Source organism: Streptococcus cristatus (genome assembly GCF_003944225.1).
GTDB lineage: Bacteria > Bacillota > Bacilli > Lactobacillales > Streptococcaceae > Streptococcus > Streptococcus cristatus_K.
This window is the reverse complement of sequence record NZ_RJPN01000004.1, coordinates 135,923-161,217: the sequence shown is the minus strand read 5'-3', so window position 1 is coordinate 161,217 and position 25,295 is coordinate 135,923. Positions and strand designations below refer to the sequence as shown.

Here is a 25,295-nt window from a genome sequence, read left to right as displayed (position 1 = left end):
TTTGATTGGCAGAGTGAAATCGACGAATATCTCCCAATTCGCCAATGATAGATGTCGCTGTGGTTTCTGCGATGCCAGAAATTGACCGTAAGATGTTATACTCTGGTAAAGGCTGAGCTAGAGCTACCATGTCGTTTAAGACAACTTGTCTGCGTTCAGAAAGACGAAGCAATTCTTGAGCATAGTAGCGAACCTCTTCAAGCATTGGAGAGGTTTTCTTGACCGCACAAAAAGATTGTTTAGCGAGTTTTATCAGTTTATCAGTCAGGTAAGCAATACGCTTTTCAGAGATGCGTTTGGAGGTAGATTGACGGATAATCTCACACAAGTCACTTTGAGATAGGCTTAATACAAACTCTTTACATGGAAAAGCCATCACTAAGTTCCAATATTGCTCTCCAGTTGGTGTGGATAAGAGATTTTCCAATTCAGGAAAGGTGACTTGTAGGACCTTGTGCAGACGGTTTTTAGCTCGAACAAGATCTTCAGTCATATTTTGATAGAAACGGCTTAAATCACGCAGGTGTTGATAAACTTCTTCCTGCACGTAAGTTGGTTTACGATTGTGCACAAGCTGAGATTTAGCCAACTTTTCAGCGTCAATTTTATCTGTTTTACGAACTCGCAGACTGTCCAATTGCTAGCCGTATATAAGCGTAACCAGATTCCTCAAGAAAGGCCTGAAGACGCCGAGAATAGACGCCTGTGGCCTCAAATATAATCTCAGGGTTATGAACAGTTTTCAAGTCCCCCAACAGGCGATTGAATCCAATGGCATCATTGAGTATGGTGTAGCCATGAACCTTCTCACCGTTGACTAAAATTGTCACCTCAGAACTTGTTTTACTGACATCCATTTCAAATACTGCACGCATGACATTACCTCTTTTGTCTTGAATAATTCCATGTTTTAGTGATTTTATTTTCAATACGCGACGTTTAGCGTCCCACATACTTTGATCAAACTCCACCTAAAACAAGGTGTCTTGCCAGTTTTTCAAGCGACGTCTAGCGCCATAGAGCCCTACGACTTTACAAGACACCACTACTTTAACATAAAGAAAAAGTAGTGAGTACTCTCTTCCGTCGGAGATTTCTTCACTACTAATCTTAGTATGTTTGTCAACTGTAGTGGGTTGAAGTCAGCTAAGCTCGAGAAAGGACAAATTTCGTCCTTTCTTTTTTGATGTTTAGAGCGATAAAAATCCGCTTTTTGAAATTTTCAAAGTTCCGAAAACCCAAGGCATTGCGTTTGATGACCTTGATGAGGTTATTAGTGGCTTTTAGCTTTGCGTTTGAGTAGGTAAGATCTAAGGCGTTTATAATTTTAGATCCATAATTCCTACAGTGGTTTTACCCACTACAGAAATTATAGATTTTCTCATTATTGGAGAAAAATTCTTTTTCGATCCTTTTAGATTTCCATGCTTCATTGCTGGGGAAATGTGGTAAAATAAAAGATAGATTTTTACGAGGATGAGAGAAGAAATGTCTAAGAGAAAATTTGATAGCCATTCTATCACGGGCCGACTTTACCTTCTATTTGGTATAGTCGGGGTCTTATTTTTGGTGCTGATCGCTCGTCTGGGCTATATGCAGGTCGTCAATCAAGAATTTTATACAGATAAATTAGCTAAAGCAAGTAAAACGAAGATTAAATCTAGTTCGGTTCGTGGGCAGATCTATGACGCTTCGGGCAAGCCCCTGGTGGAGAACACAACCAAGCAAGTGGTGACCTTTACACGAGACAATAAACTTACAGCAGAAGAAATCCGTGAAACAGCACAAAAATTACTGCAGTATGTGTCAGTGTCTGACCTAAAGGTGACCGAGCGCCAAGAGGTTGATTATTATCTGGCGGATAATAAAGTTTACCGAGAAGTGGTTGAAAAATTACCCAAGGAAGAAAAATTTGATACGGATGGCAATCGTTTGCCTGAAGCCAAGATCTATAAGGCAGCAGCGGATAGTATTGATCCAAGCCAGCTAGGCTATACAGATGAGGAAAAAAGGATTATCGCTCTATTTAGCCAGATGAATGCCGTGCCAAACTTTTCAACAGGGACGATTCAGACGGATGATTTGACGACGGAGCAGGTCGCTACGATTGCGTCCATCGGCAAAGAGCTTCCGGGTATTAGTATTTCAACCAGCTGGAACCGGAAGGTTTTGGAAACATCGTTGGCTTCGATTGTTGGTCAAATTTCGACCGAAAAAACAGGTCTGCCAGCTGAGGAAGCGGATGACTATGTCAAGAAGGGCTATTCTCTGAATGACCGAGTGGGAATTTCTTATCTGGAAAAAGAGTATGAGTCTGTTTTACAAGGAAAACGAGCAGAAAAAGAAATTCGGCTGGACAAAAATGGCAACATGGAGAGCGTTGAGACCATTTCCGAGGGAAGCAAAGGGAACAACCTGAAACTAACCGTAGATCTGACCTTCCAGCAGGGAGTTGAGGATATTCTCAGAAATGCCTTTAATCTGGAGCTGGCAAAGGGCAATGCTACTTACTCAGAAGGTGTCTATGCCGTGGCTATGGATCCCAATACAGGATCAATCTTGGCACTGGCTGGTGTCAAGCACGATCTGGAAACAGGCGAAATCTCGGCGGATGCGCTGGGTACCATTACAAATGTCTTTGTTCCTGGTTCTGTCGTCAAAGCTGCTACCTTAACCGCTGGTTGGCAGTATGGAGCCATTTCAGGAAATCAATCCTTGGTCGATCAGCCGATTCTTTTTGCGGGTTCTACTCCCATCAATTCTTGGTTTACGGCCTACGGTTCACGTTCTATTACGGCAGTGGAGGCTCTGGAATACTCGTCTAATACCTATATGGTTCAGGTGGCCCTAAATATGCTGGGGACTCCGTATAGCCCAAATATGGCCTTAGGAACCAACAATGTCGATGCTTCAATGAAAAAGCTCCGTTCGACTTTTGCAGAATATGGTCTGGGGACTGGAACAGGTATTGATTTACCGACAGAATCAACAGGCTATATTTCTAAAAACTTCACAGTCAGCAATTATATTACGGATGCTTTTGGTCAGTTTGATAACTACACTCCACTTCAGTTGGCTCAATATGCGTCGACAGTAGCCAATAACGGCAAACGGGTAGCTCCGCATCTGGTTGAAGGCATTTACGCCAACAACGACCAAGGTGGACTGGGAGACTTGATTGAGAAGAAGAAAACAAAAGAATTAAATCAGGTCAATATTTCTGAGGAAAATATGGCTCTGATAAAACAAGGTTTCTATCAGGTGGTCAATGGATGGAGTGGCTTTACAACTGGACGGACGATTGCGCAGGGCGCTATGGTTTCAATCAGTGCCAAAACAGGGACTGCCGAAACTTTTGTCAACGGTGGTACATCTGCTATCAACACCAATGTTGTATCGTATGCACCAAGCGATAATCCTAAAATAGCTGTAGCCGTGGTCTTTCCGCACAATACTGACCTTTCCTCAACGGTCAGCCACAGTATTACCCGTGATATTATCAATCTTTATAACCAACAGCACCCTATGAATTAGAAAGGAAAAGCGGTAAAATTTGCTGATTATTTTACTGCTCAACTATTACTATTATGCTTTATCCAACCCCTATCGCCAAATTGGTTGATAGCTTTTCCAAGCTGCCGGGTATCGGCATCAAGACAGCTACTCGTCTGGCCTTTTATACCATCGGGATGAGTGACGATGATGTCAATGAATTTGCCAAAAATCTACTAGCTGCCAAGCGTGAGCTGACTTACTGCTCTATCTGTGGCAATCTGACGGACGATGATCCTTGTGCTATCTGTACGGATCAAACGCGCGATCAGACTGTGATTCTGATCGTTGAGGATAGCCGCGATGTGTCTGCTATGGAAAATATCCAAGAATACCACGGCCTTTATCATGTTCTCCACGGCCTCATTTCCCCCATGAACGGTGTAGGACCAGATGACATCAACCTCAAGAGTCTCTTGACTCGCTTGATGGACAGTCAAGTGATGGAAGTGATTGTGGCTACCAATGCAACGGCTGACGGAGAAGCGACTTCTATGTATATTTCTCGCGTGCTCAAGCCTGCAGGTATCAAGGTGACTCGACTGGCCCGCGGACTGGCTGTCGGCGCTGATATCGAATATGCAGACGAAGTGACCCTGCTCCGAGCGATTGAAAATCGGACAGAATTGTAAGATGAAAGAAAGATTTCCTGCTGAAAAACAGCTTTGGAAGTCTTTTTTCTATTCAAAAATGCCGGGAAATATGATATACTGAAACAGTCTAAAAAGAAGATGGGGCAACCCAAAATGAACTTATAGCTAGAAATGTTAGGATAAGATAATGGTCAAACAAACCTTGATTTTACTATACGGTGGCCGCAGTGCTGAGCGAGAAGTTTCAGTCTTGTCGGCTGAGAGTGTCATGCGAGCTATCAACTATGACAAATTTTCTGTCAAGACTTATTTCATCACAAAAGCTGGCGATTTTATCAAAACGCAGGAATTTACAGAAAAGCCGTCTGCAGATGAAAAGCTCATGACCAATGCAACGGTTGATCTTTCGCAGCAAGTCAAACCGAGTGATATTTATGAGGAAAATGCAGTTGTCTTTCCTGTTCTTCATGGACCGATGGGCGAGGATGGCTCTATCCAAGGCTTCCTTGAAGTGCTGCGCCTTCCTTATGTGGGCTGTAATATCTTGTCTTCAAGTGTTGCCATGGACAAAATCACCACCAAACGTATTCTGGAGTCTGCTGGAATCCCACAGGTACCTTATGTAGCAGTGATTGAGGGTGAAAATCTGGAAGAAAAAATTGCCGAAATCGAAGAAAAATTGACTTATCCGATTTTTACCAAACCATCTAATATGGGCTCTAGTGTCGGTATTTCTAAGTCTGAGAATCAAGAGGAGTTGCGAGCGGCATTGGATTTGGCCTTCAAGTATGACAGCCGTGTCTTGGTTGAGCAGGGAGTCAATGCGCGTGAGATTGAGGTTGGTCTCTTAGGAAATTATGACGTTAAGAGTACCTTGCCGGGCGAAGTGGTCAAAGATGTGGCTTTCTACGACTATGAAGCCAAGTATATTGACAATAAGATTACCATGGATATCCCTGTAAAAATCTCAGACGAGGTTATTTCAGTCATGCGTACGAATGCTGAGACAGCCTTTCGCGCCTTGGGCGGACAGGGATTGGCGCGCTGTGATTTCTTTTACACCGAAGAGGGGGACATTTTCCTCAATGAGCTCAACACCATGCCTGGCTTTACTCAATGGTCTATGTATCCCTTGCTTTGGGAAAATATGGGATTGCCTTATTCCGAGTTGATTGAGAAATTGGTAAATCTAGCTGAAGAGGCCTTTGCTAAGAGAGAAGCGCATCTTTTATAAATATGATATAATAGAGGGACTGAGATAACAGACTGAATATTTAATATTTAGTCTGGCCTCAATCCCTTCTTTTTTGGGAAAAAGCGGAAAAATGAGTTAAAAACATGAAATTAGATTTATATGAAATAGCAGAAGTCTTGGTTGCCAAAAATGATGTCAGTCAGTTTGAAAATGTGACTTTTAGAAAGGCTGAATTTGACAGCCGTTTGATTGAGGCGGGGGATCTTTTTATCCCGCTTAAGGGGGCGCGTGACGGTCATGACTTTATCGCGACCGCCTTCGCTCAGGGAGCTGCAGCGACCTTGTCTGAGCGTCCGGTAGCAGAAGGACCCTATATTTTGGTCGATGATGTGCTAGCGGCCTTTCAAAGTTTGGCTCAATACTATCTGGAAAAGACAGGTGTAGATGTGCTCGTTGTGACAGGCTCCAATGGGAAGACTACAACCAAGGATATGCTGGCTCAGCTATTAGCTACTAGCTACAAAACCTATAAAACTCAAGGCAACTATAATAATGAAATCGGTCTGCCCTACACGGTGCTCCACATGCCAGACGACACAGAAAAGCTAGTTTTGGAAATGGGACAGGATCATTTTGGAGATATCCATCTTCTGTCTGAAATTGCCAAGCCAAAAACGGGCATTGTGACCTTGATTGGCGAAGCTCACTTAGAATTTTTCGGAAGCCGTACGGAAATTGCCAAAGGAAAGATGCAAATTGCAGATGGCATGAGGAAAGGCGGTCTGCTCTTGGCTCCAGCAGACAAGATTGTCAATGACTTTCTGCCAGATCAGCAAAAAGTGGTTCGCTTTGGTCCCGATGCAGATATTTGCTTGACCCGTCTAGAAGAGCGCAAGGACAGCTTGACATTTGAAGCGAATTTTCTGGAGCAGGCGATTGACTTACCTGTGACTGGCAAATACAATGCGACTAACGCTATGATAGCCTCTTACGTAGCTTTGCAGGAGGGTGTCAGTGAGTCGGCGATCCGTCAGGCTTTTGCCCAGCTGGAATTGACTCGCAATCGAACCGAGTGGAAGAAGGCGGCTAATGGGGCCGATATCCTGTCAGATGTTTACAATGCCAATCCAACAGCTATGCGCTTGATTCTTGAAACCTTCTCAGCTATTCCAGCTAGTCAGGGTGGCCGCAAGGCTGCAGTCTTGGCGGATATGAAAGAGCTGGGTGCTGACTCCAAGCTGATGCACGGAGCCATGATTACCAGTCTCAATCCAGAGATTATCACCGATCTTTTCCTTTATGGAGAGGACATGGAAGCCCTCTACGTCTATGCTCGGGAAATCTACCCACCAAATCGGGTGCATTATTTTGTTAAAAATGCTGACAAGGATCAGTTTGAAGATTTGACCAGGACCGTTAAGACTTGGTTGCAATCCTCCGACCAAATCTTGCTCAAGGGCAGTAATTCGATGAAGTTGGATAAATTAGTGGAGGCCTTGGAGCATGGGGACAACTGATACAGCTTTAATTCTGCAACGACTGCTGGCTATAACGGATACAGGTTTGTCTTTTGCAGCCAGTGACTTTGATCGAGAACGCTATGCGGATATCAGAGAAAATCTGAATCAGCTGCTCAGCGAGACCAGTCATCTGGAACCGGATGAGCTGTCTGACTTGCTTCGTCCGACAGATTTTTATGCGACTCCTTTGGTTGATGCCCGAGCTTTTATCGTTCAGCAGGGCAAGATTTGTCTAGTACGAGGACAGCAAGAGGAGACATGGGCTCTGCCGGGTGGTTTCTGCGAAGTAGGCTTATCTCCCAAAGAAAATATAGTAAAAGAAATTCAGGAAGAAACGGGATTTCAAGCTAGTGTAGTACGCTTGCTGGCTGTCTTTGATAGCAATAAATTTCAGCCACAAAGTAAGCAGTACGTCAAGCTCGTGTTTGAGTGTCAGCTGAAAGAGGGAGATTTTCAGCCCAATTTAGAAATTGCCGAGCTGAGTTTCTTTGCCCCACAGGATTTGCCTCTTCTATCCGAGAAAAGGATAACAAAAGAGCAGATGCAGCTTCTCTGGGATATTTATCAGAATCAGCAAGAACAATATATAGACTAGATTGAAGTTGATGCTGATTGGATGCTTATATCCAATAGACCAGATAATCTAGCTCAATCTGTCCAGAGTTATAAGGGCCAGAAGCTATTACCTCTAGAAAGTTGAAAAACTTTTTGAGAAAAATTAAGGACTTTGCTAGGAAGAGCAAGCCCAGTGTCCTTAAAAAATATTTATTAGGATGAAAATTTTAAAGATGAATTTACTAGATTTTTTTACTAGTCACAAAACAGAACCGCCTGTGATGACGCCTTTTGCTTATATTCTGCTTTTGATGAGCCTAGTGTCCGTCATCTATGTTGCTAGTCGTTTTTTTGAGCGAAAGAAAGTACAGACTTTTTTTAGAGTTGCCCAAATCGTGCAATTAGTCTCTTTGTATGGCTGGTACTTAGTTATTCAGGAGCCTTTGTCGGAGAGTCTCCCCTTGTACCATTGCCGAGTCGCTATGTTTGCTGTCTTGCTACTGCCAGATAAAGTAGCTTATAAGCAATATTTCGCCTTATTGGGAGTATTTGGACCGATTTGCGCCATTGTCTATCCGATTTTGGACCCCTATCCATTTCCACATATCACGCTATTTTCATTTTTCATCGGTCATTTGGCCCTGTTAGGCAATTCGATTATTTACCTGATGAAGCATTATGATAGACTAAATCTGTCCTATCGACGTATCATAGAAATTACCTTTGGCTTAGATTTCCTCATCTTGCTTGGAAATATTGCATTCGGGGGCAACTACGGTTTCTTAAAGGAGCCACCTCTGGTAGGAGATCATGGTATGCTTGGGAATTATATGATCGTGTCTGTGGTCTTAGCGACGGCCTTGCTTCTATTTTCTTACTTGTTCAAAGAAATGAAGGAAAGACAGGCAGAGCGATTGATCCAATAAGGATTGGAATAAAAGCTGATTTCTCTAGCAACTAGGAAAATTCTGCCTAGATTTTCAATCTGACTGGGAGTTTAAACTTACAGATTTTAAAAGTAGAAAGGAAACAGGATGCATCATTTTTTGACTACCAACCAAACTGAACCGCCCTTTGTTTCAGCTTTGGCCTACTCTTTGATGATGGCATTGCTTTTGCTGTCTGTCTACGCATCGATAAAATACCATAAGAATCCTAGCTTTATCAAAAGCATGAAAATCCTTCAGTTGTGCCAACTGGCAATTCTTTATAGCTGGTATGTGGGTTTTCAGCTCCCTCTGGCAAATAGTCTGCCTTTGTACCATTGCCGTTTGGCCATGTTTGCGGTGGTCTTTCTGCCAGATAAATGGCCCAGCAAGCAGTATTTTGCTCTTCTAGGAGCCAGCGGAGCAGTCTTTGCCCTGGGCTATCCAGTCTTTGATCCTTATGATTTCCCGCATATTACCAGCTTTTCTTTCCTGATTGGTCACTATGCCCTCTTGGTTAATTCCCTGATTTATCTGATGAATCACTACGATAAGACCCAACTCAAGAAATATACGATTGTCCTCTATACTTTTGTGCTTGATGCCTTTCTTGTCGGTGTCAATCAAGTGACGGGTGGGAATTACGGTCTGCTAAAAAGCCCGCCTTTTATCAGCCAGCACAATCTTTTAGTAAAATATCTAGCTGTGTCAATTATCTTGTCCGCTGCCCTGCTTCTTTTTGATGAAATATTTAAGAAACGCTGGAAAAAACAACTGGAAATTGTTTGATATTGAATGTTATAGCTCCTGTCAAGTTTAGTTGGCAGGGCTTTTCTTAAATCTGATTTTAATCTTAATCATTGCAATTTTCTTCTTTAGCAATGTCATTGTCAGATTTTAAGATAAGTTAGCCAAATATAAAGAATAGGAGAGTGGGACAGAAATCGGTAATTCGTTAGAATTCGATTTCGTCGTCCCACCTCCGCACAGTTGAGTAGGGCTGTAAAAGCTGATGAAATCAGCTTAGTAGAGCCCACTCAACCACTGCGTCTTGCTCGACAATCCAAAGACAATTGAGAGGTTAGGACTTTTGTCCCAGCCTCTTTATCTTCTTCAGATAATTGAAAAAAAGCGCTAAATCCGCTATAATAGGTAGGTTGAAAGGATTAGAATATTCCAATGTAAAATATAAAAATACTGACATTCACCATTATCCTAAAATGAAAGAAAGAGAAGAAAATGACTCTACAAGAAGAAATTAAGAAACGACGCACCTTTGCCATTATTTCCCACCCGGACGCGGGGAAAACGACCATTACTGAACAGCTGCTCTACTTTGGGGGTGAAATTCGTGAGGCTGGTACAGTCAAGGGGAAAAAGACTGGTAACTTTGCCAAGTCTGACTGGATGGATATCGAGAAACAACGTGGGATTTCGGTAACTTCATCTGTTATGCAATTTGACTACGACGGCAAACGCGTCAATATCCTAGACACACCAGGGCACGAGGACTTCTCTGAAGATACCTATCGGACCTTGATGGCGGTGGATGCTGCGGTCATGGTCGTGGACTCTGCCAAGGGTATCGAGGCTCAAACTAAGAAATTATTTGAGGTTGTGAAGCACCGTGGTATTCCTGTCTTTACCTTTATGAACAAGCTAGACCGTGACGGTCGTGAGCCACTGGACCTCTTGCAAGAGCTAGAAGAAGTCTTAGGTATTGCGAGCTATCCGATGAACTGGCCAATCGGGATGGGGAAAGCCTTTGAGGGTCTCTATGACCTCTATAACCAACGCTTGGAGCTTTATAAAGGGGATGAACGTTTTGCCAGTCTGGAAGAAGGGGATAAGCTCTTTGGAAGCAATCCTTTCTACGCTCAGGTTAAGGACGACATCGAACTGTTGCAAGAAGCAGGAAATGAATTTTCAGAAGAAGCTATTTTAGCGGGTGAATTGACACCGGTCTTCTTCGGTTCAGCTTTGACCAACTTTGGTGTGCAGACCTTCCTTGAAACTTTCTTGAAATTTGCTCCAGAACCACACGGACATAAGAAAACAGATGGTGAAATTGTGGATCCTTATGATAAGGATTTCTCAGGATTTGTCTTTAAAATCCAAGCCAACATGGATCCTCGTCACCGGGACCGTATCGCCTTTGTTCGGATCGTATCGGGCGAATTTGAGCGTGGCATGAGTGTCAACCTGCCTCGTACTGGTAAGACTGCCAAACTGTCGAATGTCACCCAGTTTATGGCGGAAAGTCGTGAGAATGTGACCAATGCCGTAGCAGGTGATATTATCGGAGTTTACGATACCGGTACTTATCAAGTTGGGGATACCTTGACGGTTGGAAAAAACAAGTTTGAATTTGAACCATTGCCAACCTTTACACCTGAAATTTTCATGAAAGTTTCTGCTAAGAATGTCATGAAACAAAAATCCTTCCACAAGGGGATTGAGCAATTGGTGCAAGAGGGAGCCATTCAGCTTTATAAGAATTACCAAACAGGCGAGTACATGCTGGGCGCCGTCGGCCAACTCCAGTTTGAAGTCTTTAAGCACCGTATGGAAAATGAATACAATGCGGAAGTGGTCATGAATCCTATGGGGAAAAAGACAGTTCGTTGGATCAAGCCGGAAGACCTAGACGAGCGCATGTCGTCTAGTCGTAATATTTTGGCCAAAGACCGCTTTGACCAACCAGTCTTCCTCTTTGAAAACGACTTTGCCCTCCGCTGGTTTGCGGATAAATATCCAGATGTAGAGTTAGAAGAGAAGATGTAGATCGCCAAAGTTACTTGATTGTGTTACAACCTAAGTAACTAACGCCAAGTTTCTATGGAACTTGGCTAGGCGCTCCACTAGTAAAGTTTTACGAATATTATTGATTCGTAAAACTATACGACGTAACGGAAAGGAAGCCAGATACCTACCTGCCTCACTAACTCATCGGCGAAAAAAGACCGTTTTCGTGTCTTCGTGTCGTAGCTAATGACTTGATTTAGCTAACTTCCTTACAAGCTATATTTAAAAGATGATATCGATTTGCTTGGTTATTGTCAGGACATAGGAGCTTTGGCTATGAGGCTAAGTGTGGGCATTATGTATGAGCTATTAGACAATCATTCTAGATCGCAGAAAGGAGTTCTATGTTTCTGGAAAGAAAATTAAAAGACCAATCTGTCTGGATCAACATTGACTCAGATGATGTTAAAAAGAATGGACAGATTTATCAGGATTATAATATCGACCTTGAAACTATCGAATATGCGCTGGATAAAAACGAGCGAGCTCACATGGACTACAATCGTGAGAATGGGACGGTTCTTTTCATCTATAATGTGCTAAATTTAGCGACAGAGAAGGACTACTATGAGACTATTCCGATGACTTTCGTGGTGCAGCAGGATCGTCTCATCACCATCAGCAATCAAGACAATGCCTATGTGGTCGATATCATGAAGGCTTACACTGAGAATCATGAGCCCGTATCGGTCTATAAGTTTCTTTTTGCTAGTTTGGAGTTGATTTCCAATTCCTACTATCCGGTCATTGAGCAGATGGACAAGCGAAAGGATGAGCTTAACAGACTTTTGCGTCAGAAGACCACCAAAAAGCATCTGTTTGCTCTATCGGACTTAGAAACCTCCATGGTCTATCTGGTGGCAGCATCCAAGCAAAATAGTATACTTTTAGAGCATATCAAGAGCCATGCTGTTTATCGTGGCTTTGATGAACTAGAAACCGAGCAGTTTGAAGATGCCATGATTGAAGCACGTCAGCTGGTTTCAATGACGGATTTGATTGCTCAGGTTCTTAGCCAGCTTTCGGGCTCCTACAATAACATCCTGAACAACAATCTGAATGATAATTTGACTGTCTTGACTATTATTTCGGTTCTTCTGGCAGTCCTAGCAGTCATCACTGGCTTCTTCGGTATGAATGTACCCCTGCCTTTGTCAGATGATAAAAATGCTTGGCTTTATATTATCATCATTAGCTTTGTTCTCTGGACTCTTTTGACCAAGCTCCTCAACTGGGTGGTCAATAAAGAGCGATGAATAAAATACATTAAACGAATGAGGTTTTCGAGCCTCATTTTTTTGTGGTATTGGTTGGAGCGAATTTCATATTTTACTTATGAAAAATAGAGGGAAAATTTCTTGTATAGTAGGACAAAAGGATGAAAAACTGCTTTCAAAGTAGTATAATAATCTTAGTATCATAATAGGAGGTTTCGTATGCTTCATGTAGAAAAACTAGAAAAAAGTTTTGGGCAAAAGCAAGTCTTGTTCGGTATTGATTTTGAAGCCCAGCCGGGGCATATCCTTGGTTTGATTGGGAAAAACGGTGCTGGGAAAACAACGATTTTTCACAGTATTTTACGCTTCCTAGACTATAGTGGAGAGATTCGTTTCGAAGGGCAGGTTATCAAGCAGGAGACCTATAGCAGGATTGGCTATCTACCAGAGGAAAGAAGCCTGATGCCTAAGTTGACAGTTTTTGAGCAAGTGCGCTATCTGGCAAATCTAAAAGGTGTGCCGACAGCTGTTGTCAAAGAAAAACTGCCCCAGTGGATGGAAAAGCTCCAGGTCAAGGGAAAATTAACCGACAAAATCAAGAGTTTGTCTAAGGGGAACCAGCAAAAGGTTCAGCTGATTATCACGCTCTTGCATGAGCCAGATTTGATTATTTTAGACGAGCCTTTCAGCGGTCTGGATCCTGTTAATACTGAAATTTTGAAGGAAGTCATTGTTGAGGAGAAGAAGCGCGGAGCGACGATTATCTTCTCGGATCATGTCATGACAAATGTGGAAGAGCTGTGTGATGATGTCTTAATGATTCGTGACGGGCAAGTGGTTCTCAATGGGGATGTGCAGGCAGTCCGCAACCAATATGGCAAGACTCGTCTTTTCGTTTCAAGTGACTTGTCTCAGGCTGAATTAGAAGCCCTGCCCCATGTTGTTAAGGCGACGCAGACCAAGCAAGGTATCTGGAAATTGATTTTGGATGACGAAACAGCTGGTCCTGAATTGTTTGATCGCTTGACTCAGGGAAGCTATGTGGCAACTTTTGACCAGCAGGCACCGACAATTGATGAAATTTTCAAATTAGAATCAGGGGTGGAAGTATGAAACAAATGTTAATCGTAATCAAAGAAACCTACCTGCGTCATGTCAAGTCTTGGAGTTTTGTCTTTATGGTCTTGTCTCCTTTTCTCTTTCTTGGGTTGAGTTTGGGAATTGGCTATCTGCAAGGAAGCTCGATGGCCTCTTCAAAAAAAGTAGCAGTGCTGACCCAGCTTGATTCTGTCAGAGAAGTATTAGGAGCTGAAGATCAGCTGAGCTTTCAGTACAAAGATGAAGCAGCAGCCAAGCAGGCTGTAAAAGATAAGAAAATCGCGGGCTATCTGACGATTGAGGAAAGAGATGGACAGCTTTCTGCCACCTACTACGCAGAAACCAGCATGAACGCTGCGACGAAAATGGCTTTGTCCAATTCCCTTATTCAAGTCCAGCAGGCTTTAAACTTGGCTCAGGCCGAATTATCAGATGAGCAGAGTCAGATTCTTGCGCGGACAGTCCAGTTTGAAGAAAAAATCGATGAAAATAAAGAAAGTAAGAAGATGGTTCAGACCTTTGCTGCAATAGGACTGGGCTTCCTGCTTTATATGATTCTGATTACTTATGCTAGCGTTACTGCCCAAGATGTGGCCAGTGAAAAGGGCACAAAAATCATGGAAGTCATCTTCTCCAGCATTAAAGCGACGGATTATTTCTATGCCCGTATGATTGGGATTTTTGCAGTGATTCTCAGCCATCTGGGCATTTATGTGCTTGGTGGACTGGCAGCCTTTCTCTTTGCGGACAGCATTCCTCTTGTATCCCAAGTCTTGAAGAGCAATCCAGCCATTCAGCAGTATATCGGAGAAGCTGTGTCTTTGAATACCCTAGCTTTTGTAGCAGTTAGTATCTTTATGTATGTTGTCTTGTCGGCCTTTCTTGGTTCAATGGTGGCACGAGCAGAAGATACAGGAAAAGTCCTTTCGCCAGTTATCATGCTGATTTTAGTCGGCTTCATGGGAGTTTCAGCTTTGGGGGCTGCAGGAGACAATGTGATTTTGAAAGTTGGTTCTTATCTTCCTTTCATCTCGACCTTCTTCATGCCATTCCGATCTATCAATGGCTATGCGACCAGCTTGGAAGCTTGGCTTTCTCTAGGAATTACAGCTGCTTTTGCGGTGATGATGACCGTTTTCATTGCACGAATCTACTCCAGTCTTGTTCTACAGACAGATGATTTAGGAGCTTGGAAGACCTTCAAACGTGCTTTAAAATATAAATAAATCACAACTTCACTGGAGTCATCTGGTGGAGTTTCCTTTTTGTATTTTAATTTAATATTTTGAATAATAGGGCTAGGTAAAAAGTGGAATTTATGGTAAAATAGTACAGATAAAATAAGGAGTGGAAAAATGGTAGAACCTAAATATAAGCGTATTTTGATTAAACTATCTGGAGAAGCTTTGGCTGGCGAAAAAGGTGTAGGGATCAACATCGCCACTGTTCAAAAAATGGCTGAAGAAATCAAGGAAGTCCATGAACTGGGCATTCAAATTGCCTTGGTTATTGGTGGCGGTAATCTTTGGCGAGGCGAGCCAGCAGCAGAAGCAGGTATGGATCGCGTTCAAGCGGACTATACTGGCATGTTGGGAACAGTTATGAATGCACTTGTAATGGCAGATTCCTTGCAGCAAGTGGGCGTTGACACCCGCGTTCAGACAGCGATTGCGATGCAGCAGGTGGCTGAGCCTTATATTCGTGGACGTGCTCTTCGTCACCTAGAAAAAGGTCGGATCGTTATTTTCGGTGCTGGTATTGGTTCACCATATTTCTCAACAGATACGACAGCTGCTCTGCGGGCTGCGGAAATTGAAGCAGACGCTATCCTCATGGCTAAAAATGGTGTGGATGGGGTCTACAATGCCGATCCAAACAAGGATAAGACAGCTGTTAAGTTTGATGAATTGACCCACCGTGACGTTATTAATAAAGGCTTACGCATCATGGACTCGACTGCATCTACCCTTTCTATGGACAATGACATTGACCTAGTCGTCTTTAACATGAATGAACCTGGCAATATCAAACGAGTTGTCTTTGGCGAGCAAATCGGGACAACTGTCTCAAATAATTTATAAAAATCAGGAGAAAAGAAAATGGCAAATGCAATTGTAGAAAAAGCAAAAGAAAGAATGACCCATTCGCACCAAAGTTTGGCGCGTGAATTTGGTAGCATCCGTGCAGGCCGCGCTAATGCTAGCCTTTTGGATCGTATCCATGTGGAATACTATGGAGTAGAGACACCGCTTAACCAACTTTCTTCTATCACGATTCCAGAAGCGCGTGTGCTTTTGGTGACACCTTTTGATAAGTCTTCTATCAAGGATATCGAGCGTGCGATCAATGCCTCTGACTTAGGTATCACACCATCTAGCGACGGATCTGTCATTCGTTTGGTCATTCCAGCTCTGACAGAGGAAACTCGTCGTGAATTGGCTAAGGAAGTAAAAAAAGTCGGTGAAAATGCTAAGATTGCGATTCGTAACATCCGCCGCGACGCGATGGACGAAGCTAAGAAACAGGAAAAGGCTAAAGAAATCACTGAAGATGAATTGAAGGTTCTTGAAAAGGATATTCAAAAAGTCACTGATGATGCAGTGAAGCATATCGATGATATGACAGCGACTAAAGAAAAAGAACTTCTAGAAGTTTAATATTTTAGCAGAATCAAAACTCAGTTGGCCTTGGCTGACTGAGTTGTTTTAACATAAAAATCCTTGCGATTAGAAGAGGCAAGGTAGAAGTAGGACTATATGAACACAAATCTTGCTAGCTTCATCGTGGGGATTATCACTGATGAAAACGATCGTTTTTACTTTGTCCAGAAGGATGGACAAACTTATGCCCTTTCTAAAGAAGAAGGGCAACATGAGCTCGGTCAATCTGTTAAAGGCTTTGCCTACAGCGATATGAAGCAGAAACTTCGCCTGACAACTCTTGAAGTCACAGCGACCCAAGAGCAGTTTGGCTGGGGAACAGTGACGGAGGTTCGCAAGGATCTGGGCGTCTTTGTCGATACGGGTCTGCCAGATAAGCAAATCGTGGTGTCACTGGACATCTTGCCAGAAATCAAGGAACTTTGGCCTAAGAAGGGCGACCGCCTCTATATTCGTCTCAGTGTGGACAAGAAAGACCGCATCTGGGGACAGCTGGCCTATCAGGAGGACTTCCAGCGCTTGGCTCGTCCTGCCTACAATAACATGCAGAACCAAAACTGGCCAGCCATTGTTTATCGGCTCAAGCTTTCTGGCACCTTCGTCTATCTGCCAGAGAATAATATGCTGGGCTTTATCCATCCGAGCGAGCGCTATGCAGAGCCACGTCTGGGGCAGGTCTTGGACGCACGGGTAATTGGCTTCCGTGAAGTAGACCGCACCCTTAATCTCTCCCTCAGGCCTCGCTCCTTTGAAATGCTGGAAAACGATGCCCAGATGATCTTGACCTATCTGGAGAGCAATGGCGGCTTCATGATCTTGAACGACAAATCTTCACCAGACGACATCAAGGCCACTTTTGGTATTTCCAAAGGCCAGTTTAAAAAAGCTCTAGGTGGGCTGATGAAAGCTGGTAAAATCAAGCAAGATCCGACTGGAACGGAGTTGGTGTAAATGAGAAAATCTTTTTACAGCTGGCTGATGACGGAGCGCAATCCTAAAAGTAATAAGCCCAAAGCTATTTTGGCGGATTTGGTTTTTCAGGACACGGCCTTTCCTAAGCATACGGATGATTTTGATGAGGTCAGTCGTTTTCTGGAGGAGCATGCAAATTTTTCCTTCAACTTGGGCGAGTTTGATGCTATTTGGGAAGAGTATCAGGACCATTGAGTAGATAGTGGCTAGGGATAGTCATTTTCTGCTTGCTTTGATATAATAAAGGTAATTCATTCAATAAATTAAAATAGAGAGGTTCTTTGTTTGCAGGAACATTCAGTAGAATTGAAACTGGGCCATCCAGATGATGCCTTTCATCTCTTTGGCTCTAATGAACGCCATCTGCGTCTGATGGAGCAGGAATTGAAGGTAACCATTCATGCCCGAACCGAGATTGTGCAGATTTTAGGTACGGAGGCCACCTGTGAGGAGGCTCGCCAGGTTATTCAGGCTCTCTTGGTCTTGGTCAATCGTGGCATGACCATCGGTACACCCGATGTTGTGACAGCCATTACCATGGTCAAAAATGGCGAAATTGATAAGTTTGTAGCTCTTTACGAAGAAGAGATTATCAAGGACAGCTATGGCAAGCCGATTCGGGTTAAGACATTGGGTCAGAAAATCTATGTGGACAGTGTTAAAAATCATGATATTGTCTTTGGGATTGGTCCAGCTGGAACAGGGAAGACTTTTCTGGCGGTGACCTTGGCGGTGACAGCTCTCAAACGTGGGCAGGTCAAACGCATCATCTTGACGCGACCAGCGGTAGAAGCTGGTGAGAGTCTGGGCTTTCTGCCTGGTGACCTTAAGGAAAAGGTGGATCCATATCTGCGTCCGGTCTATGATGCCTTGTATCAGATTTTGGGTAAGGATCAGACGACGCGTCTCATGGAGCGAGAAATTATTGAGATTGCGCCCTTAGCCTATATGCGGGGGCGGACGCTGGATGATGCCTTTGTGATTCTGGATGAGGCTCAAAATACGACCATCATGCAGATGAAGATGTTCCTGACACGTCTGGGCTTCCAGTCTAAGATGATTGTCAATGGAGATATCAGTCAGATCGACCTGCCTCGCAATGTTAAGTCCGGCCTCATTGATGCTCAGGAGAAATTAAAGAACATCTCCCAGATTGACTTTGTGCATTTCTCAGCTAAGGATGTGGTTCGCCATCCAGTAGTGGCGCAGATTATCCGTGCCTATGAGCCACCAGATCCTAAGAAAGAGGATCGTGAAGTAGCTGAGGACGAAAGCGCTAGCTGATGATAAATGATAAAAAAACGACTAACTTGATGAACATGTTAGTCGTTTTCTAGTGTCTGAAAATTATTTGGTTAAACCGTAGTTGTAGTCATCATCTTGCATGGCTTCAACTTCACCAAGAAGGTAACCATTTCCGACCTGAGAGAAGAAGTCGTGGTTAGATGTTCCTGTTGAGATCCCGTTCATGACGATTGGGTTGACATCGTCCGCTGAATCTGGGAAAAGTGGATCTTGTCCCAAGTTCATGAGTGCCTTGTTTGCATTGTAACGAAGGAAGGTTTTAACTTCTTCGGTCCAGCCAACACCGTCATAGAGACTTTCTGTATAGCCCTCTTCGTTCTCGTAGAGGGTATAGAGGAGGTCGTACATCCATTCTTTGAGCTTTTCTTGCTCTTCTTCAGGCAATTCATTGAAACCAAGTTGGAATTTGTAACCAATGTAGGTCCCGTGAACGGACTCATCACGGATGATTAGTTTGATGATTTCTGCAACGTTGGCTAGTTTGTTGTTACCAAGATAGTAGAGGGGCGTAAAGAAACCAGAGTAGAAGAGGAAGGTTTCAAGGAAAACGCTGGCAACTTTCTTTTCAAGTGGGCTACCATTGAGGTAGATTTCATTGATAATTTCTGCTTTTCTTTGAAGATATGGGTTTGTGTTGGTCCATTCAAAGATCTCTTCAATTTCAGCCTTGGTATTCAAGGTTGAAAAGATAGAAGAGTAAGATTTTGCGTGGACGGATTCCATGAATTGGATATTGTTGAAGACGGCTTCTTCGTGGGCAGTACGGACGTCCTTACGTAGAGCATCCACACCAGATTCAGACTGGAGGGTATCCAGCAGGGTCAGGCCACCGAAGACTTTGCCTACTAAGTCTTTTTCCTTGTGGGACAATTTTCTCCAGTCATCCAGGTCATTAGACAAGGGAATCCGTGTATCGAGCCAGAATTGCTCCGTCAGCTTTTCCCAAGTTGATTTGTCGATGACATCTTCGATAGCATTCCAGTTTATGGCTTTATAGTATGTTTCCATGATAATCTCCTATGAACTAATTTTTAAAGTGACGAGAGTTATATAACCAGTTTATATTCTTAAAACGATTATAAATATACATCTGTTGTGCAATATTAAATGGCTTATTTGATATTACATAATAGTTGGCAGTATTAATAGTAGCTTCATTGATATAGCGTAATTTCTCATTTGTCATTTTTACCCATAATTTATCAGAGCAATTCATTTCATTATTTTGAAATTCAAAACACAGATAGGGGGAAATAGGCATTAGGATTTGAAATCCATTTGGAATGTTTGGAGGTCCGAATGTTGAAACAACTGGATTATCACTAGTTAGAAAGCCATTGCCAATAGAAATATGAAAATTCATTTGTTTAGGCTTGTTAAAAAAACTGAGAAAACTCTCTAAATTTTTATCTTTTTTCATTACTTTATTAAAAATATTTATATTTTCTAGATTGTTCTTTATTTCAGCTAATTCAATTGGGAACTCCCGTGATTCTGAGAAATGATTAATAAAATTAGATACCAACCTTACTCTGCCAGAGTCAGTTCTGATTTCTTGGAGAAACATATATTTCCAGATTGTTTCAATTTTGTTTTGATTTAAGATACATGGTTCTTTTGATGATACGATATGTTCAACTATTTCAGAAATCTCTCCTTCAAATCTACTAAGCTTATTTTCAAGAATATTATCAACAATAATGCGATCATCTGATATTTTTTCTTCGTAGGTATATTTTTTGTAACATATACTTTCATAGTGGACATATTGTTCTAGATTAGCGACACAATTATAAACATAAAACTTGCTTGTGCTATCAGCAAAATGTTTAAGTAAGCTTCTTGGATAATAATGTTGTTTTTTGGTAACCATAAATAATCAAATCACACAGCTTTCACATTGGTTAGCGCCTACTTCGCCGCCATCGTCAGTGAAGGTGCGGACGTAGTAGATGGACTTGATTCCCTTGTTGAAGGCGTAGTTACGCAGGATAGAAAGGTCGCGGGTTGTTTGCTTGCTTTCTTTTTTCCACTCGTAGAGGCCTTTAGGAATATCGCTGCGCATAAAGAGAGTCAGTGAAAGTCCTTGGTCCACGTGCTCAGTTGCGGCTGCGTAGACATCGATCACCTTGCGCATGTCCATGTCATAGGCACTGGTGTAGTAAGGGATAGTCTCAGTTGACAGACCAGCAGCAGGATAATAGATCTTACCGATTTTCTTTTCCTGACGTTCCTCGATCCGCTGGGTAATTGGGTGAATTGAAGCAGAAACATCGTTGATGTAGCTGATAGAACCATTTGGTGCAACAGCTAGGCGGTTTTGGTGGTAGAGACCGTCCGCTTTTATCTTGTCACGAAGTTCTTCCCAATCCTCTGCAGATGGGATAAAGATGTCTTTGAAAAGTTCCTTCACACGGTCAGACTTAGGTACAAATTCACCCGTCAGGTATTTGTCAAAGTAAGTGCCGTTAGCATAGTCAGATTTTTCAAAGTTATTGAAGGTCACGCCACGCTCGCGAGCGATATTGTTAGACTCAACTAAAGTCCAGTAGTTCATGAGCATAAAGTAGATGCTGGTGAACTCGACAGCTTCCGCTGATCCATAATCAATCAACTGCTGCGCCAAATAGCTGTGCAGTCCCATAGCTCCCAGACCAAAGGTATGCGCCAGACTGTTACCGTGGTCAATCGAAGGAACAGCTGTAATGTGCGAGCTGTCTGTAACAAAGGTCAAAGCGCGTGTCATAGTCCGGATGGATTTTCCGAAGTCAGGTGAAGTCATCATGTTGACAACGTTTGTAGATCCCAAGTTACATGACACATCTGTTCCTAAGTGGAGATACTCTTGAGCATCATTCAAGAGGCTAGGCTCCTGAACTTGCAGGATTTCTGAGCAAAGGTTGCTCATGATGATTTTACCGTCAATTGGATTTGAACGATTAGCTGTATCGATGTTTACGACATAAGGATAGCCAGATTCTTGTTGGAGTTTAGAAATTTCTGTTTCCAAATCACGAGCCTTGATCTTAGTCTTGGTGATCTTAGGATTGGCAACTAGCTCATCGTATTTCTCTGTGATATCGATATAGGCAAATGGTACACCGTATTCACGTTCGATTGAGTAAGGGCTGAAGAGGTACATTTCTTCATTCTTGCGCGCTAATTCGTAGAATTTATCTGGAATGACAACACCGAGTGAGAGGGTTTTAACCCGAACTTTTTCGTCAGCATTTTCTTTTTTGGTAGAAAGGAAGGCGATAATATCTGGGTGGAAGACATTGAGGTAAACAACCCCAGCTCCCTGACGTTGGCCCAGCTGGTTAGAGTATGAGAAGCTATCTTCAAACAGTTTCATAACAGGAACAACTCCAGATGCAGCTCCTTCATAACCCTTGATAGGAGCTCCAGCTTCCCGCAGATTGCTGAGGGAAATACCGACCCCACCTCCGATACGAGAGAGCTGCAGGGCGGAGTTGATGGAGCGGCCGATTGAGTTCATGTCATCTGTTACTTGGATGAGGAAGCAGGAAACCAATTCGCCACGACGAGCCCGGCCAGCGTTGAGGAAGCTTGGTGTAGCCGGTTGATAGCGCTGGTGGATGATTTCATTTGCAATATCCTTGGCAATGGCTTCATCTCCGTTGGCAAAGTAGAGGGCATTAAAGAGCACCCGATCTTCCATGCTTTCCAGATAGTATTCACCATCATTTGTCTTCAGTGCATACTGGTTATAGAATTTATAGGCAGCCATGAAAGATTTGAACTTGAAATCTTGAGCATGGATAAAAGCAGACAACTCTTCAATATATTCAGGAGAATAGAGTTGGATAAATTCTTTTTCCAAGTAGTTTTCTTCGATTAAATATTGAATTTTTTCAGTAATAGAAGCAAACTTCATCGTGTTTGGTTCAACATTTTCTTTAAAGAAGGCTTCCAAGGCTTCTTTATCTTTGTGAAGCATGATTTGCCCATTGACTGGACGGTTGATTTCGTTATTTAGACGGAAGTAAGTCACATCTTCTAAGTGTTTGAGTCCCATAATTTTCCTTTTTCTAAAATGTCTTTTGCTTTTACAAAATAAACGGCTCCTACGAATGATAGGAGCGGCAACAAAGCTCTAAATACTGGTGAGATTATGATAATTTTTTAAGTTTACCAGGCTGGAAACCAGAAAATGCTTCAGTTGGCGTTTGAATAACAGGAGCTGCATTGAAACCGAGGCTTTTAACATGGTCGATGTATTCTGGTTGCTCATCAAGATTGATTTCACGATATTCTACATTGTTGGTATCAAGAAAACGCTTGGTCATCTTGCATTGAACACAATCATTTTTAGAGTAAATAGTTACCATTAGATGATTCCTCTATACTTTCATTTTCTTAAATTTTAATCTGAAACTAGTATATCTAAAAGCGAATTCGATGTCAACAGTTTTGAACTAAATATTGTATGATATTTTCTTATAGCAACTATAGAGATACAATATATAGTGTATAAAACATCGAAACAAAGAGAAATAACCACAAGAAGTAACAGCGCTTACTGTACTTTAAGCGAAGCTAGACCAAGAAGAATTCATTATAAGGAAGAAAGCCTTGAAACTATTTCGGAAAGAGAGGGAGTTGATGATTGAATCTACTATAATTAAAACAGAATTCATTTTCAAACTCTAACGAAATATTTTGTAAGCGGGCTATAAAATTCTTGAAAAAGATTTCAAAAAGTGATATAATATCAACTTGTAAGGGTTATCACTTTAACTCAAAAAGAATTATTTTAAAGGAGAGTCTAACTATGGCTTCTAAAGATTTCCACATTGTGGCAGAAACAGGTATTCACGCGCGTCCAGCAACATTGTTGGTACAAACAGCTAGCAAATTTGCTTCAGATATCACTCTTGAGTACAAAGGTAAATCAGTAAACCTTAAATCAATTATGGGTGTTATGAGTCTTGGTGTTGGTCAAGGTGCTGACGTTACAATCTCAGCTGAAGGTGCAGACGCGGATGATGCTATCGCTGCTATCTCAGAAACAATGGAAAAAGAAGGATTGGCATAAGAAAATGACAGAAATGCTTAAAGGAATTGCGGCATCTGATGGTGTTGCTGTTGCTAAGGCATATCTATTAGTTCAACCGGATTTGTCATTTGAGACTGTTTCAGTCGATGATACGAATGCAGAAGAGGCTCGTTTGGATGCAGCTCTTGAAGCTTCACAGAACGAGCTTTCTGTTATCCGTGAGAAAGCAGTAGATAGCCTTGGTGAGGAAGCGGCTCAAGTATTTGACGCTCACTTAATGGTACTCGCTGACCCTGAAATGGTTGGTCAAATCAAAGAAACGATCCGTACTAAGAAAGTCAATGCGGAAGCTGGTCTGAAAGAAGTTACAGACATGTTTATCGCTATTTTTGAAGGTATGGAAGACAATCCATACATGCAAGAACGTGCGGCAGATATTCGTGACGTAACGAAGCGCGTTTTGGCAAACCTTTTGGGCAAGAAATTACCAAATCCAGCTTCTATCAATGAAGAATCAGTTGTCATTGCACATGACTTGACTCCTTCTGATACAGCTCAATTAGACAAGAAATTTGTTAAAGCGTTTGTAACCAATATTGGTGGACGAACAAGCCACTCTGCGATTATGGCACGTACGCTTGAAATCGCAGCCGTATTGGGGACCAATAATATCACTGAACTCGTTAAAGACGGCGATATCATCGCAGCTAATGGTATCACTGGTGAAGTAATCATTAACCCAACTGAAGAGCAAGCAGCAGAATTCAAAGCAGCTGGTGAAGCTTATGCGAAGCAAAAAGCTGAATGGGCTCTCTTGAAAGATGCTCAAACAGTGACTGCCGATGGCAAACACTTTGAACTCGCTGCTAACATTGGTACACCAAAAGACGTTGAAGGTGTCAATGCAAATGGTGCTGAAGCCGTAGGTCTTTACCGTACAGAATTCCTTTACATGGATTCACAAGACTTCCCAACAGAAGACGAGCAGTACGAAGCATACAAGGCTGTACTTGAAGGAATGAATGGTAAACCAGTGGTTGTCCGTACCATGGATATCGGTGGAGATAAGGAGCTTCCTTACTTCGATATGCCGCATGAAATGAATCCATTCCTTGGTTTCCGTGCATTGCGTATCTCTATCTCTGAAACTGGTGACGCTATGTTCCGTACACAGATCCGCGCCCTCTTGCGTGCTTCTGTACATGGACAATTGCGTATCATGTTCCCGATGGTTGCCCTTTTGACAGAATTCCGTAAAGCTAAAGTAGTTTACGAAGAAGAAAAAGCGAAATTGCAAGCTGAAGGTGTTGCTGTAGCGGACAATATCCAAGTGGGTATCATGATTGAAATTCCAGCAGCAGCAATGCTAGCTGATCAATTTGCGAAAGAAGTTGACTTCTTCTCTATCGGTACAAACGACTTGATCCAATACACAATGGCTGCCGACCGTATGAACGAACAAGTTTCATACCTCTACCAACCATACAACCCATCTATCCTTCGCTTGATCAACAACGTTATCAAGGCAGCTCACGCTGAAGGCAAGTGGGCAGGTATGTGTGGAGAAATGGCCGGTGACCAAACAGCTGTGCCGCTTCTTGTCGGTATGGGCTTGGATGAGTTCTCTATGAGTGCCACTTCTGTCCTTCGGACTCGTAGCCTTATGAAGAAATTGGATACGAAGAAGATGGAAGAACTTGCACAACGCGCATTGACTGAATGTGCAACGATGGAAGAAGTTCTTGAACTTGAAAAAGAATATCTTGACTTCGATTAATCTGAAAATTAAGATCAGGAAATTTTCCTGGTCTTTTTTTGTTTTCTTCGGCGTCATAGTAGACCTAGTGTAGAAAGTGAGACTCGATGAAAAATCGAGA

At 42.5% G+C, this 25,295-nt stretch carries 22 protein-coding genes and 2 pseudogenes; 18 read left to right on the top strand and 6 right to left on the bottom strand.

Going from position 1 to position 25,295, the window contains the following annotated elements:
• Positions 1-875: pseudogene (locus D8797_RS06210) on the bottom strand (IS110 family transposase); the annotation flags it as partial.
• Positions 876-1,146: 271 nt separating this feature from the next.
• Positions 1,147-1,332: pseudogene (locus D8797_RS06205) on the bottom strand (transposase); the annotation flags it as partial.
• Positions 1,333-1,476: 144 nt separating this feature from the next.
• Between D8797_RS06205 and pbp2b the strand changes: the two are divergent.
• The 16 genes from pbp2b (at position 1,477) to D8797_RS06120 (ending at position 18,377) form a co-directional block, all read left to right on the top strand.
• Positions 1,477-3,534, top strand: a complete 2,058-nt coding sequence (pbp2b, locus tag D8797_RS06200; protein WP_125379675.1) for a penicillin-binding protein PBP2B — start codon at positions 1,477-1,479, stop codon at positions 3,532-3,534.
• 53 nt (positions 3,535-3,587) lie between these two features.
• Positions 3,588-4,184: a recombination mediator RecR gene (gene recR, locus D8797_RS06195; RefSeq protein ID WP_125379674.1), complete on the top strand. Its 597-nt coding sequence runs from the start codon at positions 3,588-3,590 to the stop codon at positions 4,182-4,184.
• Positions 4,185-4,332: 148 nt separating this feature from the next.
• The gene (locus D8797_RS06190) at positions 4,333-5,379 is read left to right on the top strand and encodes a D-alanine--D-alanine ligase (protein ID WP_125379673.1); all 1,047 of its coding nucleotides are present in this window, start codon (positions 4,333-4,335) and stop codon (positions 5,377-5,379) included.
• A 104-nt stretch (positions 5,380-5,483) separates the two neighbouring features.
• Positions 5,484-6,857 (top strand): UDP-N-acetylmuramoyl-tripeptide--D-alanyl-D-alanine ligase, encoded by a 1,374-nt coding sequence (locus tag D8797_RS06185; protein WP_125379672.1) that lies wholly within the window; start codon positions 5,484-5,486, stop codon positions 6,855-6,857.
• Positions 6,844-7,455, top strand: a complete 612-nt coding sequence (locus D8797_RS06180) for an NUDIX hydrolase N-terminal domain-containing protein (protein ID WP_125379671.1) — start codon at positions 6,844-6,846, stop codon at positions 7,453-7,455. Before D8797_RS06185 ends, D8797_RS06180 begins: the two co-directional genes overlap by 14 nt.
• Positions 7,456-7,648: 193 nt before the next feature.
• The gene (locus tag D8797_RS06175) at positions 7,649-8,341 is read left to right on the top strand and encodes a YwaF family protein (RefSeq protein WP_125379670.1); all 693 of its coding nucleotides are present in this window, start codon (positions 7,649-7,651) and stop codon (positions 8,339-8,341) included.
• Positions 8,342-8,449: 108 nt separating this feature from the next.
• A complete protein-coding gene (locus D8797_RS06170) occupies positions 8,450-9,130 on the top strand; it encodes a YwaF family protein (RefSeq protein ID WP_125379669.1) in 681 nt (226 codons plus the stop codon).
• 450 nt (positions 9,131-9,580) lie between these two features.
• On the top strand, positions 9,581-11,125 hold the full coding sequence (locus D8797_RS06160) for a peptide chain release factor 3 (protein WP_125379668.1): 1,545 nt from the start codon (positions 9,581-9,583) through the stop codon (positions 11,123-11,125).
• 365 nt (positions 11,126-11,490) lie between these two features.
• On the top strand, positions 11,491-12,402 hold the full coding sequence (locus D8797_RS06155) for a magnesium transporter CorA family protein (RefSeq protein ID WP_061910918.1): 912 nt from the start codon (positions 11,491-11,493) through the stop codon (positions 12,400-12,402).
• 180 nt (positions 12,403-12,582) lie between these two features.
• On the top strand, positions 12,583-13,476 hold the full coding sequence (locus D8797_RS06150; protein ID WP_125379667.1) for an ABC transporter ATP-binding protein: 894 nt from the start codon (positions 12,583-12,585) through the stop codon (positions 13,474-13,476).
• Positions 13,473-14,687 carry an ABC transporter permease gene (locus D8797_RS06145; protein ID WP_125379666.1) on the top strand — a complete coding sequence of 405 codons (1,215 nt, stop codon included), beginning with the start codon at positions 13,473-13,475 and terminating at the stop codon, positions 14,685-14,687. The genes D8797_RS06150 and D8797_RS06145 overlap by 4 nt, the downstream gene beginning before the upstream one ends.
• A 129-nt stretch (positions 14,688-14,816) precedes the next feature.
• Complete coding sequence (gene pyrH, locus D8797_RS06140) at positions 14,817-15,542, top strand: UMP kinase (protein WP_005589574.1); 726 nt, start codon at positions 14,817-14,819, stop codon at positions 15,540-15,542.
• An 18-nt stretch (positions 15,543-15,560) separates the two neighbouring features.
• Complete coding sequence (gene frr, locus D8797_RS06135; RefSeq protein WP_005589576.1) at positions 15,561-16,118, top strand: ribosome recycling factor; 558 nt, start codon at positions 15,561-15,563, stop codon at positions 16,116-16,118.
• A 99-nt stretch (positions 16,119-16,217) separates the two neighbouring features.
• A complete protein-coding gene (gene cvfB, locus D8797_RS06130) occupies positions 16,218-17,072 on the top strand; it encodes an RNA-binding virulence regulatory protein CvfB (protein ID WP_125379665.1) in 855 nt (284 codons plus the stop codon).
• Positions 17,073-17,288: a YozE family protein gene (locus D8797_RS06125; RefSeq protein ID WP_125379664.1), complete on the top strand. Its 216-nt coding sequence runs from the start codon at positions 17,073-17,075 to the stop codon at positions 17,286-17,288. It abuts the gene before it with no gap.
• A gap of 90 nt (positions 17,289-17,378) precedes the next feature.
• Entirely contained in the window at positions 17,379-18,377 is a 999-nt protein-coding gene (locus tag D8797_RS06120) for a PhoH family protein (protein WP_125379663.1), read from the top strand.
• Positions 18,378-18,440: 63 nt separating this feature from the next.
• On the opposite strand, the gene nrdF is transcribed toward D8797_RS06120, so the two are convergent.
• The 4 genes from nrdF to nrdH form a co-directional block, all read right to left on the bottom strand.
• On the bottom strand, positions 18,441-19,406 hold the full coding sequence (nrdF, locus tag D8797_RS06115) for a class 1b ribonucleoside-diphosphate reductase subunit beta (RefSeq protein WP_125379662.1): 966 nt from the start codon (positions 19,404-19,406) through the stop codon (positions 18,441-18,443).
• 16 nt (positions 19,407-19,422) lie between these two features.
• The gene (locus D8797_RS06110) at positions 19,423-20,271 is read right to left on the bottom strand and encodes a DUF4238 domain-containing protein (RefSeq protein ID WP_125379661.1); all 849 of its coding nucleotides are present in this window, start codon (positions 20,269-20,271) and stop codon (positions 19,423-19,425) included.
• A gap of 6 nt (positions 20,272-20,277) precedes the next feature.
• A complete protein-coding gene (gene nrdE / locus D8797_RS06105) occupies positions 20,278-22,437 on the bottom strand; it encodes a class 1b ribonucleoside-diphosphate reductase subunit alpha (protein ID WP_125379660.1) in 2,160 nt (719 codons plus the stop codon).
• A gap of 94 nt (positions 22,438-22,531) precedes the next feature.
• The gene (gene nrdH, locus D8797_RS06100) at positions 22,532-22,750 is read right to left on the bottom strand and encodes a glutaredoxin-like protein NrdH (protein WP_005589588.1); all 219 of its coding nucleotides are present in this window, start codon (positions 22,748-22,750) and stop codon (positions 22,532-22,534) included.
• 443 nt (positions 22,751-23,193) lie between these two features.
• On the opposite strand from nrdH, the gene D8797_RS06095 reads away from it, so the two are divergent.
• Positions 23,194-23,457, top strand: coding sequence for a phosphocarrier protein HPr (locus tag D8797_RS06095; RefSeq protein ID WP_005589589.1), 264 nt, complete (start codon positions 23,194-23,196; stop codon positions 23,455-23,457).
• Between the two features lie 4 nt (positions 23,458-23,461).
• Complete coding sequence (gene ptsP / locus D8797_RS06090; RefSeq protein ID WP_125379659.1) at positions 23,462-25,195, top strand: phosphoenolpyruvate--protein phosphotransferase; 1,734 nt, start codon at positions 23,462-23,464, stop codon at positions 25,193-25,195.
• Positions 25,196-25,295 lie beyond the last annotated feature (100 nt).